The 17,816-nt window shown below is 39.9% G+C and carries 13 protein-coding genes; 3 read left to right on the top strand and 10 right to left on the bottom strand.

Annotation, left to right across the window (positions count from 1 at the left end; all coding sequences use genetic code 11):
* Positions 1-210: 210 nt before the first annotated feature.
* The 3 genes from AB4153_RS11210 to AB4153_RS11200 form a co-directional block, all read right to left on the bottom strand.
* A complete protein-coding gene (locus AB4153_RS11210) occupies positions 211-351 on the bottom strand; it encodes a hypothetical protein (protein WP_371997439.1) in 141 nt (46 codons plus the stop codon).
* 727 nt (positions 352-1,078) lie between these two features.
* Positions 1,079-1,522, bottom strand: a complete 444-nt coding sequence (locus tag AB4153_RS11205) for an ATP-binding protein (protein WP_371997437.1) — start codon at positions 1,520-1,522, stop codon at positions 1,079-1,081.
* A 202-nt stretch (positions 1,523-1,724) separates the two neighbouring features.
* Positions 1,725-2,906 (bottom strand): SpoIIE family protein phosphatase, encoded by a 1,182-nt coding sequence (locus AB4153_RS11200; protein ID WP_371997436.1) that lies wholly within the window; start codon positions 2,904-2,906, stop codon positions 1,725-1,727.
* A gap of 253 nt (positions 2,907-3,159) precedes the next feature.
* Here AB4153_RS11200 and AB4153_RS11195 point away from each other — a divergent pair, with 253 nt between their 5' ends.
* Both AB4153_RS11195 and AB4153_RS11190 read left to right on the top strand, forming a co-directional pair.
* On the top strand, positions 3,160-6,717 hold the full coding sequence (locus AB4153_RS11195) for a PAS domain S-box protein (RefSeq protein ID WP_371997435.1): 3,558 nt from the start codon (positions 3,160-3,162) through the stop codon (positions 6,715-6,717).
* 29 nt (positions 6,718-6,746) lie between these two features.
* Entirely contained in the window at positions 6,747-8,291 is a 1,545-nt protein-coding gene (locus tag AB4153_RS11190; RefSeq protein WP_303515723.1) for a sigma-54 dependent transcriptional regulator, read from the top strand.
* Positions 8,292-8,377: 86 nt separating this feature from the next.
* Here AB4153_RS11190 and AB4153_RS11185 read toward each other — a convergent pair whose 3' ends face one another.
* The 4 genes from AB4153_RS11185 to AB4153_RS11170 form a co-directional block, all read right to left on the bottom strand.
* Entirely contained in the window at positions 8,378-9,847 is a 1,470-nt protein-coding gene (locus AB4153_RS11185) for a capsule assembly Wzi family protein (protein WP_303515725.1), read from the bottom strand.
* 175 nt (positions 9,848-10,022) lie between these two features.
* Positions 10,023-10,523, bottom strand: a complete 501-nt coding sequence (locus AB4153_RS11180) for a hypothetical protein (protein ID WP_371997434.1) — start codon at positions 10,521-10,523, stop codon at positions 10,023-10,025.
* Positions 10,524-10,760: 237 nt separating this feature from the next.
* Positions 10,761-10,928: a hypothetical protein gene (locus tag AB4153_RS11175; RefSeq protein WP_371997432.1), complete on the bottom strand. Its 168-nt coding sequence runs from the start codon at positions 10,926-10,928 to the stop codon at positions 10,761-10,763.
* Positions 10,929-11,322: 394 nt separating this feature from the next.
* Positions 11,323-11,946: a LysE family translocator gene (locus AB4153_RS11170; protein WP_229372429.1), complete on the bottom strand. Its 624-nt coding sequence runs from the start codon at positions 11,944-11,946 to the stop codon at positions 11,323-11,325.
* Positions 11,947-11,989: 43 nt separating this feature from the next.
* Here AB4153_RS11170 and AB4153_RS11165 point away from each other — a divergent pair, with 43 nt between their 5' ends.
* Positions 11,990-12,589 carry a tRNA-uridine aminocarboxypropyltransferase gene (locus AB4153_RS11165; protein WP_371997446.1) on the top strand — a complete coding sequence of 200 codons (600 nt, stop codon included), beginning with the start codon at positions 11,990-11,992 and terminating at the stop codon, positions 12,587-12,589.
* 127 nt (positions 12,590-12,716) lie between these two features.
* Here AB4153_RS11165 and AB4153_RS11160 read toward each other — a convergent pair whose 3' ends face one another.
* From AB4153_RS11160 to AB4153_RS11150, 3 genes are all read right to left on the bottom strand, one after another.
* Complete coding sequence (locus AB4153_RS11160; protein WP_371997431.1) at positions 12,717-15,359, bottom strand: glycoside hydrolase family 3 C-terminal domain-containing protein; 2,643 nt, start codon at positions 15,357-15,359, stop codon at positions 12,717-12,719.
* A gap of 80 nt (positions 15,360-15,439) precedes the next feature.
* The gene (locus tag AB4153_RS11155) at positions 15,440-16,207 is read right to left on the bottom strand and encodes a DUF6445 family protein (protein ID WP_371997430.1); all 768 of its coding nucleotides are present in this window, start codon (positions 16,205-16,207) and stop codon (positions 15,440-15,442) included.
* A 46-nt stretch (positions 16,208-16,253) separates the two neighbouring features.
* On the bottom strand, positions 16,254-17,774 hold the full coding sequence (locus tag AB4153_RS11150; protein WP_371997428.1) for a tryptophan halogenase family protein: 1,521 nt from the start codon (positions 17,772-17,774) through the stop codon (positions 16,254-16,256).
* Between the last annotated feature and the right edge of the window lie 42 nt (positions 17,775-17,816).

Genomic DNA, 17,816 nt, shown 5'->3' with positions numbered 1-17,816 from the left:
GGCTTTCAATGCGTTAAAATCTTCTGTATTTACTGGGGGCGAAATAGATATTTATATGGTGATTTTATAAAGAGATGTCACAAGTGGTTTAAGTAGACAGTTGCTATCAGCAGGCTCTGCTAAACCACACTAATCTTAGCTAACCAATTAGTCTGTTATCTAGGCGTAGAGGCCATAACCTTCAGTGTTACAGTTAACACGAGAAAGTTACTAATGGGTATTTTGCAGTTTGTTTTTATCGCAAAACAGACAAACTAACGATAAGCAAAGTGCATAAAAACCAATGTTCCCTAACATCATCATTCCACTTTCATTTAAGAACATGTCGAGAAACACTTCTACTTCGCTCATTACTTAGCCTCAAAAAATTTACTGAATAAAATGCTTCCATGTGGCCACAAAGCCTTAACTAACCCACTATGGTTTATTTCAGTCGTTAGTTATTGAAGGGAGCGCATACTAACAGGGGAAAAATAAATAACTATTAAAGTTTGAAGTAATTACTCTAATCTATAGTTTTTAGACGATCTAATTAACAATGGCTGACCAGTTACTTAAACTTAAGGGTAAATTGTTAACGATTGTTACTGGCAGTTTCCCTTTAATGTGTCTGTATATTTCGAATGCTCAAACAAAATAGAGTTTCTATTGTGCAAAATTTACTAATCCCACGACCAACCTTTAGACCCTTTGATCTAAATGATTTCTGTCCAGAAATGAGTTAGGTTTAAAGTTAATAGAGTTCTCTATACGGTCAATAAACCATTTGATGCTGCCATTGCCATTGCCATTGCCATTGCCATTGCCATTGCCATTGCCATTGCCATTGTCTATGTCGAAATATTGCCTTTTTTGACCTTACAAACATGGTTAATTAGTCAGTTCATATAAAACGCTATTTTGGTTCTTGTCATCTCAAATGCTGACCAATCGATATCAGCAAAACTAATGAGTGCATCACTTTATGCTCTTAGTCTCGAGTCCAGATTCTGGCCTAAACCTATTGTAAAAACAGCAGCACTAATATCTCACTAATACAGCACTAATACAGCACTATGGAGCAAGTTTTAGAACAATATTAGGCTGGCTGCTTTTGCATAGAAAGCCTTAAATGTGTTCCAAGCACTGTGGCTTGCTTTTCGATTTGATCCATCCATTGCTCCATTATCCATAAACCACGGCCATTGGGCTGGGTGATTTCTGGACACTTTTTGGGCGCTGATAGTTTTACATATTTGGTATTGTCCAATATATCAATGACAATATTATCTTGATGGTTTTGTAGCATCACTGTGACAGTTTCTGCATCTTCTGGGCAATGCTGAACCACGTTATTAACCGACTCTAAAATACATAGCATGAGCTTAAACCTTTGCTTTGAATCAATATTATTAACAATGAAAAAGGCTTCAATGTCGTCATAAACTTGCTCTGGTGTCATTTCGTTTAAAGCAATATTTATCTGCAAGCTATCCATTGGTTTTGCATTCATTGATAATGTATTCATTTGTAAGCTATTCATAATTAATCCTTAAAAGCCGATGTAGCAATTTTTCATTTTGACTTTGCTGGTTAAAGTTTAGTTATTTACCTTAGAGTTATTATTTTCAGTTTTCATTCATTTCATTCATTTCATTCTCGATTTCTTTAATCTCAGATAGAACCTTAGAGCAATCTATTTAAGGCATCGTATTTATCCATATGATTACTATCAGTAATAGATATTAAGGTGCTGAAAAAAGCAGTAAAGACATATCATCTTGGGGGTCATTCTGTTTCCAAAGATTCAGCACATATATAAGATGCTTAAGCAGTTGATGCGCCGGCATTGCTTTGGCTTCTAAACAACGCTGTTTAAATCGTTCTAAGCCAAACATGCCGTGTAAGGGGTGGCTAACTTCATAAACGCCATCAGAGAAAAGTAATAACTGTTCACCTGAATTGAGTTGATATTCAGCACTTTTATATTGGCTATTATTGTCTATCCCAATAGGGAGGCCCGATGGGATTTCAAGAGTGTTAACACCGAGTTTAGATAGTAAAAATGGCATAGGGTGACCAGCGCTACACATTTGTACTGTGTGCGTTTGAGTATTAATTTTTCCGATAATGACAGTGGCGAATTGACCTAAATTGGCAGGGTCGTCAAACAACAGATTTAACCGTTGCATTAAGATTTCTGCTGGGAGTTTCCAGTCCATTCGCTGCGGAGATAATCCTTGTGCCAAGGTAAAACTCAACATTGCTGAAGGCGCCCCATGACCTGATACATCAATCACATAAAAGCCTATCCAGTCTTCAGAAATTCTAAAACATTGGAAAATGTCACCAGCCAGTTCTGCTGCTGGTTCAAAATAGTGTTGAATTTCCCAGTTATCAAATATCAAATTGTCTTTGGGTAATAAAGATTGCTGCAGTGCTGCGGCTTGTTTGAGTTCTGTTTGTTTTTGGCTGAGGATTGATTCGAGTTCAAGCTTACTATCAATAATTAACTTTTTGGCTTGTATTAACCTTACTGCAGCAAGTATTTTTACTTTAAGAACAGAGGCGAGAAACGGCTTTGTTATGTAGTCGTCAGCGCCTGTTTCCATGGCGTAGACCATGTCCTCAGTTTTATCGTTTCCGGTAAGTAATAAGAAAAATGCAGGATTATTGGCCTCTTTTAAGCGTTTACATAGCTCTACACCACTCATATTAGGCATGCGCCAATCACTGATGATTAAATCAAAGTGATGTAATTTACAAGTATCAAATGCAGTTAGCCCATCTTCACATTGAGTGATGACGAACTCCACGCCTTCTGGCTGAAAGCTCTGTATGAGGCTAGCAATGTAATAACGCTCACTAAAAGTGTCTTCTACTAATAAAATCGACATTCTTTTTGCAGGAGCACTTGCATTTTGCATAGCTGTTTCCTAAAAATAAAGAGGTATAGTGAGTTAAAGCAATTTATGTTCCCAAATTTATTTGTTGTTGATTATCAGAGTTATATTCGATTATTCGCAATATGCAATATTGCGTATTTTCATTTTGCAAATTAACTTTTGCAAAATGCAACGAGGTGTTCCATAGTGAGTTGTGGCATGCTTTATATTGGATTTATAGTGGTTATTTCTCAATAACATGGATAGGTTTTCAAGCGGCATTAGGAGAAGGAATTTGTCTTTTAGATTAAAAGCCATTATCGCAATTGGGTTAATGCAAGCGGCTTTACTTTTGCTGCTGATTTTTAACAGCCTCGGAGTAATCCAAATTGCCAATCAAACTGAAATTCAACAACAAGGTCACTTGTCTGCCGTTTTAGTGGCCAATAGTGTTGATGTCAATAATCCACGCCAATCTATATTACTGCTTAAGCAATCTTTAGAAGAACATCACATCAGCCATATTGAGTCTGTTCAGGTATTTAAAGGCGACAACCGACTTTATGCTGCCCAAAGAAATAACCAAGGTATTTTTGAGTTACTCGAATCTACTGATCCTGTAAATGTTGAGGATTTAGTTTTAGTGGAAGCACAGTCCAATAATGGTACTGGGGTTGAAATTAAACTGATGGTCAACACTGAAGAATTTGATGACAGTGTTGTCAGTGTTGCAATGAAATATAGTGCTCTGATGCTGCTGGTTATTATTCTGATTTCTATTTTGTCTTGGTTTCAAGGCTTACGCTTAATTAAGCATGTATTTAATATTCAGCATGCTTCAAAAAGAGTATTGCATGGTGAAATGGGAGTGCAGGTGGATGAACCTGGTACTCAAGATATTACCGATACCACCAATGCATTTAATGAAATGCTAAAAACCGTAGATGAAGAACGACACGATTTAAAAGGAGCCAATGTTCGCCTAAATACCATTCTAGACTCTGCAGCTGATGGGTTTGTTATTATTGATGTAGATGGTGTGATTAATGAAGTTAATAAAGCTGTCAGTAAATTATTTGGTTATCAGAAAGATGAGTTAATCTCCGAGAATGTGTCGATTTTAATGCCGATGGCTGATCGTTTTATGCATGACGGTTACATTCAAGACTATTTAAATGGTGGCGATGCAAAAATAATCGGTTTCAGTCGAGGTCGAGAGTTACAAGCGCAACATAAAGATGGCCACTTATTTCCTATTGAGTTATCAATTTCCAAAATGGAAATTGATGGTCAAGTGTTGTTCCTCGGGTTTATAAAAGACGTCTCTGAGCTTAAAAAGGAGCAAGCTTCAGCTGCAAGAACTCAGTCAATTCATTTAGCGACCTTAGAAGCCAGTCATGATGCGTTAATCACCATTAATATTGCCGGCCGTGTAGAAGAGTTTAATGCTGCTGCGGTAAAACTATTTGGTTATGAACGTGAAGAAGCACTAGGCGAATTACTAGAAGACCTCATTATCCCAGATGGCTTTCATAAGGCGCACAAAAATGGCATGGACCATCATCGTAAGACCGGTGAAGGCCCTGTATTGAATAATCGAATAGAAGTCCCTGCGCATAATAAAGCAGGCGACGAGTTCCCAGTTGAATTAAGGGTGATTCCAATTCAGCTAGGTGATGAAATGTATTACACCGCATTCTTACGTAATATTTCAGAGCAAAAAACCAAAGAAGAAGAGTTACGCCAAGCTAAAGAGCAAGCGGAGGAAGGCAGTAAAGCGAAATCCCGTTTCTTGGCAACTATGAGCCATGAAATTCGCTCGCCGCTTAATGCTGTTTTAGGCAGTGTTGATTTGCTGTTGGACTCCAGCCTTGAAAAAGGTCAGCGCATGTATGCGCGAACTGCTAAAGAAGCGGGTTCGGTATTGCTCAGCACCATCAATGACATACTTGATTTTTCTAAAATTGAAGCGGGTCAAATGGTGTTAGATCCCAAAGAATTTGAGCCTGATCAGCTTGTGGCTCAGGTACTGCAAATTTTATCCCATAAAGCCCACGATAAAGGCGTGCATTTAGCCAGTTACATTAATCGTAATGTGCCGCAAATGCTGGTGGGGGATGCGCAGCGAATTAGGCAAGTCGTTCAGAACTTAGTGGATAATGCGATTAAGTTTTCGACCCATGGTTGTATTTCAGTTGAAGTGTGGATCCCTAATCGTGGTAATGACAAAGTGGAATTATGCTGTCGCGTGACTGACCAAGGTATTGGTATTGGTGAAGCATCACAAGAGAAACTATTCCGTGAGTTCTCACAAGTTCATGACACTCATACTACGAGTTATGCAGGTACGGGATTAGGCTTGGCAATTTGTTCTGAACTGGCAAAAATGATGGGCGGTTCAATTTCAGTGACCAGTAAGTTAGGAGAGGGCAGTCAGTTTACGCTTTCTGTTCTTTTAGATGAGTCTAGTCAAGCGACAAACCATAATGTCAGATTACCAGAACACCCTCGAGTGCTGTTACTCCACCCTGATGAAACGGTATGTAAGTTGATTAAGAAACAATATAGTCAATATGGTGTTGAGACTAAATACGAACACCAGGTTAGCTCAGTGTTTAAAAACGCTCGAATCCGTGGCCGTTTTGATTTAGTGATGTTGGATGATACTTGTTTACTAGCCGCACAAGAAAAAGAAGTTACTTCACTGCGTAGCGACTATTTATTTGAGTCTGGGTATATTTCAGCTTTATCTTCAGGAGTGAATAATGATGCTCAAACGCTTATTTCTGCATTAGGTATTGAAGAGTCAGTAAGCAAACCATTAAGCCGTGCAATGTTATTGAGTTTAATTAAAGGCGCAACGGCTGATAATACTCATGAAAAACCATTAGAGAAAATTGCCACCTTACCTGACGGTTGCCGCATATTATTGGCCGAAGATAGTCCTGCAAACCAAATGGTTGCTGGGACTATGCTGACTAATGAAGGCGCTGTGATGACTTACGCTAATAATGGCGTTGAAGCGGTTGAACTCGCGCTGAAACAAGAATTTGACTTGATCTTGATGGACATCAGAATGCCTGAAATGGATGGACTAGAAGCTTGCCAAAAAATCTTAGCCCATAAGCCTGATCAAATCGTATTAGCGATGACGGCCAATGTCTTTAGTGAAGAAATTGCTGCTTGTAAAGCGGTAGGTATGCTGGATTGTATTGGTAAACCGGTTAACAAATCTGATTTGATTTCAGGTGTGAGTCATTGGCTTGGTCAGGTAAAGCAAGACAGCGTTATGACAATGGGGATGCAATTTACGCTTGCAGATTCTGGCTCTGATACAGACTCTGATGCTGGCTCTGATACAGGCAGTGATTTAGATATAGACTCAGGCTCAGATATAGATTTGGCTGTTGCCAGCAATGAACTTAGTGATAATGTGACTGATGGTATCGGCGATGAAGTTTCTGAAAACAAGGCTGAGATTCAAGATGACAGTGCAACTGATAATACATTATTAAATCAACGGGTCTTTGATGAATTAGAACAAGCGGTAGGTAAAGCGAGCTTGGCTAAAATGATGAAGGTTTTTTATGGTGAAACGTTAATGCGAATTGACACCTTAAAAGCGCTCACTCCAGATGGAAACCGTGACGAGATCGAAGACCAAGTGCACACTATTAAGAGCAGTGCAGGTAGTTTTGGCGCGCAGAAATTATCTGAAGTGGCAACACAGTTAGAAGCGGCTTCTAGAACAAGCAATGAACCACTATCGGCGTTATTTGAACAAATATTTAGCGTGTCCGAACAAAGTTTATCTGAAATTAAGCAAAGGTTTAAAATAGAAACCGATGAATAATATAGTTGAATACCAAAAGGAATTATCACATGGGATTTAGTGCCATTCTTGTAGAAGACAGTATGTCATTAGGTGCGTTATACAGTGAGTACCTTTGCGCAGAAGGCGCGGAAGTGACCCATGTTAATTTTGGCGAAGATGCATTAAAAGAATTAGCGCGTAAACAGCCTGATTTATTAGTACTGGATATCAAATTACCGGACATGTCGGGTATGGATATTTTGACTAAGGTGCAAAAAGAATACCCCAATATTACAGTGATTATGATTACTGCTCACGGCACGATTGATTTAGCCGTTGATGCGATGCGAGCGGGGGCGTTTGATTTTTTGATAAAGCCTTTCGACAGTAAAAGGTTATCAATAACCGTACGTAATGCTTTGAAGCAAAGAGACTTATTGGCATTAGTGTCTAATTATGAAAACAGCCTTCCTAAAACTAATTTCCATGGTTTTATTGGTGACTCCCTGGCTATGCAAACGGTGTATAACACGATTGATTGTGTTGCCAATAGTAAGGCATCAGTTTTTGTCGTTGGTGAAAGTGGCACCGGTAAAGAAGTTTGTGCCCAAGCAATTCATGAAGCGGGGATCAGATCTGAAGAGCCTTTTATTGCGCTTAATTGTGCGTCAATTCCAAAAGATTTGATTGAAAGTGAAATTTTTGGTCACACTAAAGGAGCCTTTACTGGAGCTGTAAGTCATCGAGACGGCGCGGCAACTCGTGCAGATGGTGGGACGTTATTTCTTGATGAATTGTGTGAGATGGATTTAGAGCTGCAAAGCAAATTACTGCGCTTTATTCAGACTGGTGTATTTCAACGTGTGGGCGGCAGTAAAGAAGAAAAAGTCGATGTGCGATTTATCAGCGCAACAAATCGTGACCCATGGAAAGAAGTGCAAGATGGCCGATTTAGAGAAGACTTATACTATCGCCTTCATGTCATTCCTATTGAATTACCGCCACTGCGCCAGCGCGGTAAAGATGTGATTTCTATTGCTAAAAAATTACTTAAACAATATAGCAAAGAAGAAGGCAAAACATTTAAACGTTTCAGCTCAGAAGTTGAAAGGTGTTTTACCCAGTATTCATGGCCGGGTAATGTGCGCCAACTGCAAAATGTCATCCGTCAGGTCGTAGTACTTAATATTGCCGATGAGGTGGCAATTAACATGTTACCTGCACAGGTAACTGCGGCATTATCGCAAGCTAAACTTGATTCTAAAAGCGAGTCGCAAGTGAATCCCATTGCTATTTCCACTGTCACAGAGATTAATGCCAAATCGCAAGAATTGATACGTGATGGTTCACTTACCGCAAGTGATGCGGCTATTGGGGGCAATACAAGTGCGAATCAGAGTAACGTGAGCAGTTCTGCTGTTGCACTCGCTGAACCCGTTGATGTCATCGGATCAGCAGAAGATATTCAACCTCTTTGGCTAACAGAAAAGATCACCATTGAAACAGCGATAGAGCAATGTGATGGCAATATCCCTAAAGCTGCTGCATTGTTAGATGTAAGTCCTTCAACGATTTACCGTAAAAAGCAGCAGTGGGAAGATAAAGGGCTATAAAGCAGGTTGTAAATTTTTGCTTATAAATAAAAGAAGCCCATCAAGTTTGATGGGCTATTGTTCAATCACTTATAAACTTTTACTGCTTAGAAATCACGTTCCCAACCAGCGTAGAAAGTGGTTTCCCAATCGCTACTGGTGTCAATTTCTGGGTATTCACTATAGCCCACAGTACCGCCGATTTTTAATTTACCTTCGTAAAATGGACGATGGTAACTAACATCAGCTTGGTATAAGCGTTCATATCGGCCTGGTGATACTGGGTTCCCGCCTGACGGATTTCCAGTATCGACACCATCAAAGTTTAATTTAGCGTAGCGGAACTTAGTGCTAAGACTTTGGCCATGCTCAAGCTGAGTAATGCCGCCTAGCACCACCACTCGCGAATCATTATCGTAAGTGCTACCTAAGCTTCTGCCATAGTATCGATAACCATCTTGATAAAAACCGTGCTCGTACATACAGTTGTACACATCAGATTCTAAGCCGCATGATGCTGCAGTATCAGAGTATTCTGCAAAAAACCGGGTGCTTAAATCAGCAATGTAAATATCAACACCGCCCATGTTAGACGCATTGATCAGTTTGTTTTTACCATTGTGATAATCTTCATGGATGCGTTCGTAATAAATGCCATAAGGCACGCCCCATGCGGTATCTGACCATCTAAAATCATATCCCGCAAGCATGTTTTCTTGACCATTTACCTCTTCACTTTCGTGAACGCCGCCATTTGTTAGGCCATCCCACCAGTCTGATAAGCTATTTCCGTAGCCTTCACCGCCCCACTGCATAGTCCATGAAAAACCAACTTCTAACTTTGAAATAGGTTTAAAGGTACCGCGTGCGCCCCAGTGTTGAGTATCAGCGACATAACGATCGCTTTCCATTTGACTAAAGCTGGTAGTGAACGTCCATGGGCCAATCCAGTTAAGCCATGGCGTCTCAAAGGCATTACTGTTGTTTCTTGAAAATGTCACACCAGGCATAGGTCTAGCGTTTGTCGTTTGAATTAAACCTGAATCCCAGCCTGGCCCCCAGTACTTCTGTACTGCACCACCGGTAACAATCCAATTGCCGAGTTTTACCGCTGCGAAACTGTTATCAAGGCGTGATTCATTACCATCGATGGCATCGTAATGGTAGCTTGCCGCTAAACGTCCGCTGAACCAGTCTTGAGTGACTTCTGCCGTGAATTCAACTTCAGCTTTATCACGGTAATCATTTCCGTAGCCGATAAAGCGTGCTTGTTCATTGGCACCAGAAAGACCTGCGCTTAAGTTCACCGCTTTATGATCTTTGTTGTAGGCGCGCATGACGCGATGAAAGGCATCTTTTTGATGTACTGACATCGGGCTTTCAGCTGCGTTATCAAGATCAGACTTAATCCCTGACCACATTAATGGAAATGTAGTAACAGGCTGAAGAATAATGCCTGTATCTGCTAAGAGTTGAATGTCGGCGCGAAGAGGTAAGTCGGTAGGTTCAATCCACCAAGCGGCTTGCGTTGAAAAGCTGCTTAGTAATGCAATCCCTGCTAGTATTTTTAACTTCATTTTGTACTCATTTAGATGAAAGTATTACATCAACTAATAAAAAATAGGCTGTTATTCGCAATGATAACAGCCTATTGATTATTCATATAATAAAGACGCTTATTTTTTACTGCTTGTTACATAACAATGATTGAGTTGATGGGAATGTTTTATATCAATGTTATTAATTATCACTTCACACACTTTCATTAATACTTTGAGTGGTTTGCATATAAGTATCTAACATATTTTGCTGGTTGTTCATGTTGGCTGCCTGCACGGTGGCGGCTCTTGCATCATCGTTATTTTTCACCATATACGCAGATGTCGCACTCATCGAATTATCGCTGCCATTAGCAACACCCGCTAAGTCAGAATAGAACTGATATTGAGCTTGAGCCTTTTTGTAGTGGACATAGTTTTCTATTTTTTCTCCATCATTGGGTAATGATGGTTGGGTATCATTCTCAGAGAAAGCAGAATTAGTTTGCTTGGGCTGAGCTGCTTGGTTAGGTGTTGTTGCGGCTTGGTTCGATAACGCTATAGCTTGAGCACTTAAATTTACGCTATCAACTTGAGATGCACTTGCACTTGATTTTGAAGTTGCAATACTGGCACTTTCTGCTGGTGTAATACTCGTATTAGTTGCACTTGCATCATTGACTTGTTGAGTACTAACTGACGATTGAATTTGCATATTGAACTCCAAAATGTAACGGATAAATCAAGGTATTAAATGACGTCGCATACTCACAGTTGGCTTTTACTGAGCGAGCAAGAGTGGATAATGATTCTTTTAAAATGGCTCTGATTTACAGATTAAGCTGAGTAAATATAGCCTAGCTCAATAAGCTCTTACCAAAGTGCCATTATCGAAAGCTAACTATAGCTAACAATACCTGAACAACGATTGAACCAATTTAAAATCTTTAAATTATGACTTAATTTCAGTTAGAGGAACTCGCTTACCCCAACTCAATGGTTTGTACCATTTTGATACAGACACCATTTCTTGAATACTTTGAGTAAACTCGCATCTTGTAAGACAACTTGGACACTCACAATCAGTGAAACGACCAGGGTAGTATTCATTGTTTGTCATTAGGTGTTCTTTGCAGTGACTGCAATGCACTTTGACTTCTACAATCATTGGCAAACCTATAGATAAATAAGTCTAGTTAATGACTTATTTTAGCGCGAGCAATAAGAAAGGTAATTGATTTATTTATATACAGTAGATTAAGTGCAAGTTATGCAACATATGTGTGGATGAAATTATGATATCCAAACCATTTATTAACAATAAATCCTTTTTGCAACATACAAACTCTACAATATAAGTAAATTTGATAGGTAAATTGATCGTGTTGATGTCGCTTGGAGTTGGAGTTATTTTTGCAGTTTGAATAAGGATCTTCGCTGTATATCTAAGGAAAAACTAAAGTAAATGGTTTCACATTTTAAAAAACATTTTTAGCTATTTGGGGATGCTGTTGTTATATATTAAGTGCTATTAAGATTCCCGCTATTATCATGATGCTTCCGGCTATTAGGTTAATCACGCGATTGGCTTTTGCTGATTTAAATACTTTTCTCGCTTTCACCGCCATTAATGCATAACAAAGATTAATACTTCCAAAGGCAATCGTTGCGATGCTCATAACGATCAAGGCATCGTTGACACTAATATTGGTTGAGGGGACAAATGCAGGGAAAAAACCAATGTAGAATATAATGGCCTTGGGATTACTTAGTCCTATCATTAAGCCTGTTGAGGTATTTTTTATCCCTTTGAAATTATTATGTTCTCCAATATCTGCAATTTGAGCTGCTTGTGGTTTCTCATTAATAAGCTGAAAGCCTAAAATGCACAGATAAGCGGCGCTGCAATATTTGATAATAATAAATGCAGAGCCCATCACACTGGCAAGTGCTGTAAGGCCAAATAGCGCAATACAGATAAATAGGTAATCAGCGATGAGTACCCCGAGAAATAATTGCATTGCTGGCATTAAACCATGAGAGAAAGAACGTGAAATTATCGCAAATACAACAGGGCCTGGAACAATTGCTAGTATGAACATGGTAAATAAAAGGCTGAGTGATTGCTGTAGTTCCATTATAATCGCGCTTCCTGAGGCATTATGCTTTTCTATATTGTGAATAGAATATAATAATCAGCCGAGCTTATCTGTAGTTATATGTCTCTTTCTCGTTAAAGGTATACAAGTATTGAAAATCATCTTGCTTACACATCAAAAAGAGCTCACTAGACCGAGCAATACAGGTCGTTGGGTCAAAGCTGTATTAGAAGAGCGTGCACTGGTGATACCTTGGGACAGAGTGAATCCCAACCCGGAACTGACTCAGTTAATCGCGTCAGCGAATGTGGGATTATTATTTCCTGAATTACCAGCCCAGCCCAGCCTCGTAATAGGTTCAATTGATTCCGCAGAGATAATTGATACCAGTATTAGGCTTGAATCCGATACTTTTTCAAATTTTGACGCATTAGTGATTATTGACTCTACGTGGCAAGAAGCGCGCAAAATATACAATCGTAGTCCTTATCTCAAGCAACTTAAAAAAGTCTCAATTGATACCAAGGTTGAATCCATTTATCAGCTAAGAAGAAATCAACTTGAAGGAGGCCTGTGTACGGCTGAATGCGCTGCGCACATATTATTTCAAGTTGGAGAGTTAGAATCTGCTGAAAGCATTATGAAATGTTTAAAGGAGCAAATCGCTCATAAAATGCAGTGATAACAAATGACAGGTATAAGTTAGCTTTATACATTTGAGATTTAAAAGCGGGAATTGAGTGACTCAATTCCCGCAAATGCAGTGTTATAACTATAACTATAACTAAGTTTTTTCTTACAGCTTTTGATTACTGCTGATAATTAAAACTTTTTTGGAGCCTAATGTCTTCCACTGACGAGCCAAGCATAATCTTAAACTCACCCGATTCAGCTAACCAATCATTGGTGTTAATATCCCAAAATGATAAATCACGTTGATTCAGTGTGAAACTAACTTGTCCCGTTTCTCCAGCTTTTAGCCAGATTTTATCAAAGCCTTTCAACTCTTTCAGCGGACGAGGCACACTAGCCTTAACATCATTAAGGTACAACTGCACAACTTCAGCACCATCGATTTTGCTAGTGTTAGTGATACTGGCAGTGACAGTTAACGTATCATCTCCGCTTAGTTTACTACTTGAGAAGTTGATGTCGTCATAGCTAAATTCACTGTAAGACAAACCATGACCAAACGGGAATTCAGGCGCAATTTTTTGTTGCTCAAACCAGCGATAACCAATAAATACCCCTTCAGAATATAACGACTCTTTTTCGTTATAGTCATTTAAAGCGATAGGTGCAGTATCTTGTAGCTTTTTAGGAAGGGTTATCGGCATTTTGCCACTTGGGTTTACATCCCCAAATAAGATGTCAGTATAGGCATGACCCGCTTCCATTCCGCCATACCAACCCCAAGCAATAGCGTTTGCTTTTTCAGCCCAAGGCATTTCTACAGCCGAGCCGCCAATCATAAATACGACAGTATTCTGATTTGCCGTTAATAGTTTTTCGATAATTTCATCTTGCTGGCCTGGTAACTTCATATCCGGTCTATCAATCGATTCACGATCGTCTGCATGACTTAAGCCGCCAAAATAAATTACCGCATCAGCATTTTTCGCAGCGGCTAAATACTCATCTTCTGAATTGTATAAACTGTTTGGCGTTTCCCAACCTAAAGTGACTTTATCTTTACCTTGATAAATAAGCTTAAAGGCATAAGTTTCACCAGCTTTCAGTTCCACTTCAGCGTTAATAATATTGGCAGGTTTCGCATTATCATCAACAATGGCCTTGTCATTAATCAACAGGGTTACTTTACCTTGCGCCATTAGCTTTAATGTGTGCTTTCCTGTTTCCATCGGTTTGATATTGGCAAGAATTTCAACGTTTTGTTGCTGACCTTTGGCATCAAACTGCGGATCTGCAATCCATGATTCGCTGCTTAATTGTTTAAGGTGATTATCTGCATAATAGTTAATTTGCCATGATGGGGTCCCAGTCCAATGACGAGTGGTTAAGTAGTCATTTGGGATTGGCATAAATGCACTACTGGCAGGGCGCATGTGTTGAATATTAACTTTACGGCCATTTTGTTCAAATTTTGCTTTAAGGCCATCAAGTGGACTGATTTCATATAAGGCTTTTACCTCAGATGACCCGCCGCCAAAGCCATGGCGTTTATCCGCGTTAGGCCCTAACACTAGGATGTTTTTGACCTTATCCGCATCAAGGGGTAATACCTGTTTATTGTTCTTTAATAGCACTACGCCATTGGTCGCAATGGTGCGAGCATCGTCACGATGAGCTTGAGTATTACGTTCACCTGATAAGCGTTGTTTATCCATCATGCCAATGCTTAATTGCACTCTAAGAATACGGCGTACTTTATCATCAAGCTCAGATTCAGGTACTTTACCTGCTTTTATCATTGCTAGGAGTGGATCAGCTAAAAAGTATTCATCATAACTTTCGACAGCGGTGCCCATTTCAATATCTAGGCCGTTCATGGCAGCATCATAGGTATTGATATCGACATTCCAGTCAGTAAGGAGCACACCTTCGTAGGCCCATTCACCTTTTAAAATGGTTTTAATCAAATGATGGCTTTGGTTAGCATTAGTGCCGCGAAACTCATTATATGCGCCCATGATGGCATGCACATTGGCTTCTTTAACTGCAGCTTCAAATGCAGGCAAGTACACTTCTCGTAGGGTTCGCTCGTCAGGTTTGGCATTCACTCCAGTACGGTTTAACTCTTGGGTGTTTAACGCATAATGCTTAACGGTTGCTCCGACATCATTAGCTTGAATGGCTTTGACTGTTGGCACGACTAATGTGGCAGCCAAGTATGGGTCTTCACCCATGTACTCAAAGTTGCGACCATACAATGGCAGGCGTGCAAGGTTAACGCCTGGGCCGAGAATAAGGTCTTTATTACGATGACGTGCTTCAGCCCCCAAAACATTCCCATGCAAACTGGCCATGTTAGGATCCCAACTTGCGGCTACTGCTGTGAGTGGCGGCAAATAAGTTGAGTAGTCATTCGTCCAGCCAGCAGGTGCCCAAGAGTTTCTGTCAATTTCGTAACGAACCCCGTGAGGACCGTCAGACATCCACATTTCATGAATATTTAATCGCTCAATTGCTGGGATATGAAATTTTCCGCCTGCATGGACTAAAGACACTTTTTCCTCTAAAGAGAGCTGAGGTAAAAGACGTTCAATTTCAGATTCAACCTGAGATAAACGGTGCTGTAAACGCTGTTGCTCACTTTGACTCAGTACTGATAATGCATGTGACTGTTTCACTGTATTTGATGAATCTGCAGTACTTGATGAGTCAGCAATGACAGCCGAACTGCTTAACATCAGTATTGAAGCTGAAATTGAAACTGCTCGAAGTCTATTTTTTGTAAGCGCTTTCATTTTTGGCCGATATATCGGTGTCATCTGAGGCTCCTTGATAGATTAATAAAAGATATTTTTTATGAGGTCAACAATGTTAATTGGCAAAGAGTTCACCAGCATAATTAGCTGACATTGATGAATATATTGGCCGTTAAGCGGCCTGTTTGGGGGTTACTATCAATATCTGTTTTAGGACAGACTAAAGTTGAATGCAACAAATTACCCGGATATATCACCAATCGATGTTGTTTATATTCGATTTGATGATGTTGTTGGTAATACTGATTACTTTCGACAAAATATTTTGCCGGATGCGGAGCTAGTTCTTGTAAATAGGGCTCTGCAGCTCGGAAGTATTCATCCATATTGGCTTGGGTAATACGTTCGAATTGTGTGGGAACGTGCTTAAAAAATGCCGTTGCCCCATGATCCTCTTCGTTAAGGTACTGCAGTAATGCAAAATAATAGGGCGCAGGGGTATCAAAGTGAGGAATACGTTGTAACGTCGTCAAATTTTCTGGCTGGCGATTGATTAACGAAAAGTACGTTGCTTGAGGTTTGATGCGAAGGTTAGTGGGTATTTTGTAAACATCATAAATCAATTGAAATACGTGGTTTAATACTTCAATCACATAATCTCTAGGCAGTTTGGCTCTTATCCCTGGATAATAAGAACCTTTGTCTAAGTTAAAGTCGATTTGATTAGCGCAATGTTGTAGTTCAGAGATGTCAGCAGTAAAGTCATCGATAACAATCACAGGTGTTTTTTGCTCACCAATATAATGGATCTCTGGTTTCAATAGCTTGTTGACGCGTACCATTGGATTGAGATCTGTTGGCTTAGCACTAGATACTTGCTTTTGCACTGTTTGCGAATGTGGTTCTGTCATAAACAACCTTACTGGCTTAATTCTAAATAAACTCAATCATGACTAGTTAAAGCATTTTTGACTTACAGTAATGCTGCACAAAATCATAATGATCAGGCAAATTCGAGACTTTCTGTTTCGCTTTTGCTTTGATTGAGCCTAAGAAGTGTTCCAACTCTTCATCTTCCATCATATCGACGATTGGGTGATATTGTTTCGGTGCTAACCCTTGACCCATCATTACCTGTATCCAAGAACTTTCGCCAAATAATTCATTACCGTGTTTATACACTTTGCCAGAAGCATCAAACATATCGATACGATGTTGCAACGATGAAGGTACGCTCATATTTTTACAATAGCGCCAGAAGCGAGTATCAGTACGGTCTGTGACCTTATAATGCAATACAATAAAGTCGCGGATGTTTTCAGTTTCTGTGCGAGTTTGCTCATTAAACTCATTAATGTCTTCTTCAACAATACCTTGTGAAGGGAACATTTGCAGAAGACGCACAATACCTCGTTGAATAAGGTGGATGCTGGTGGACTCTAACGGCTCTAAAAAACCAGATGATAAACCAATTGCGACACAGTTTTTATGCCATGTTTTACGGCGACTGCCTGTGCGGAACTTAATCACGCGAGGGTCAGTTAACGGCTCACCTTCAATATTGTTCATTAACGTGGTTTTGGCATCTTCATCACTCATGTATTTACTGCAAAAAACGATGCCATTACCGGTACGGCTTTGAAGTGGAATCCGCCATTGCCAACCTGAATCACGAGCGATTGAGCGAGTATAAGGAATCGGTTTTTCGGTGGTTTTGGTTTGCACTGCAATGGCGCTATCACAAGGTAACCAATGGCTCCAATCATCAAAACCTGTATTGAGTGTGCCTTCGATAAGCATGGCTCTAAACCCAGTGCAATCTAGGAATAAATCACCTTCCACAATTTCGCCTGAGTCAAGTTGTAAGGCTTTAATATTGCCGCTATCTTCATGTTGCAAGACATCAGAAATTTTGCCTTCTATACGAGTGATGCCATGTTGCTCGGCAATGGCACGTAAGAATTTAGCGTAAAGCGTCGCATCCATATGATACGCATGGTTGTAATCTTGATTAGGCAGTACAGCAAAGCGACCTTCTCGCGCCGCTAAATGCTCAGTACAATAGTCGCCGATTTCACTGACGATGCCACGTTGTTGGCCTTTCAGCCAAAAATGTTGGAAACCACAGGCCCAGCAATCTTTGCCGAGAAAACCAAAGGAGTGAATGTAATCTTTTCCCACATCGTGCCAATTTTCAAATGAAATACCTAATTTAAAAGTGGCATTGGTAGCAGCCATGACATCTTGTTCTTTAATGCCTAATAAACGATGAAAAATATGCAACGTAGGAATGGTGGCTTCACCGACACCTACAGTGCCTATTTGATCGGATTCAACCAGTACCACTTCTAAGTTTTTACCTAGCAGTTTTGTTAATGCAGCAGCGGCCATCCAGCCAGCGGTGCCACCACCTGCGATGACAACTTTTTTAATTGGCTTGTTTGAAGCGTTTGCTTTTTCAGAGGCTTGCTTTTGCATAACAGAATTTCCTTACGATCAATTCACAAAATAGTGATTAAC

Source organism: Shewanella sp. 10N.286.52.E4 (assembly GCF_041468785.1).
Classification (GTDB): Bacteria; Pseudomonadota; Gammaproteobacteria; order Enterobacterales; family Shewanellaceae; genus Shewanella; species Shewanella electrodiphila.
Note: the sequence above shows the minus strand (reverse complement) of the source record. Positions and strands in the feature narration are given on the sequence as shown.

What these genes read in the sequence shown, in the direction of transcription:
- AB4153_RS11210 (WP_371997439.1), bottom strand. Translation starts at nt 351, where the DNA reads ATGAGCGAAGTAGAAGTGTTTCTCGACATGTTCTTAAATGAAAGTGGA.
- AB4153_RS11205 (WP_371997437.1), bottom strand. Translation starts at nt 1,522, where the DNA reads ATGAATAGCTTACAAATGAATACATTATCAATGAATGCAAAACCAATG.
- AB4153_RS11200 (WP_371997436.1), bottom strand. Translation starts at nt 2,906, where the DNA reads ATGCAAAATGCAAGTGCTCCTGCAAAAAGAATGTCGATTTTATTAGTA.
- AB4153_RS11190 (WP_303515723.1), top strand. Translation starts at nt 6,747, where the DNA reads ATGGGATTTAGTGCCATTCTTGTAGAAGACAGTATGTCATTAGGTGCG.
- AB4153_RS11185 (WP_303515725.1), bottom strand. Translation starts at nt 9,847, where the DNA reads ATGAAGTTAAAAATACTAGCAGGGATTGCATTACTAAGCAGCTTTTCA.
- AB4153_RS11180 (WP_371997434.1), bottom strand. Translation starts at nt 10,523, where the DNA reads ATGCAAATTCAATCGTCAGTTAGTACTCAACAAGTCAATGATGCAAGT.
- AB4153_RS11175 (WP_371997432.1), bottom strand. Translation starts at nt 10,928, where the DNA reads ATGACAAACAATGAATACTACCCTGGTCGTTTCACTGATTGTGAGTGT.
- AB4153_RS11170 (WP_229372429.1), bottom strand. Translation starts at nt 11,946, where the DNA reads ATGGAACTACAGCAATCACTCAGCCTTTTATTTACCATGTTCATACTA.
- AB4153_RS11160 (WP_371997431.1), bottom strand. Translation starts at nt 15,359, where the DNA reads ATGACACCGATATATCGGCCAAAAATGAAAGCGCTTACAAAAAATAGA.
- AB4153_RS11155 (WP_371997430.1), bottom strand. Translation starts at nt 16,207, where the DNA reads ATGACAGAACCACATTCGCAAACAGTGCAAAAGCAAGTATCTAGTGCT.
- AB4153_RS11150 (WP_371997428.1), bottom strand. Translation starts at nt 17,774, where the DNA reads ATGCAAAAGCAAGCCTCTGAAAAAGCAAACGCTTCAAACAAGCCAATT.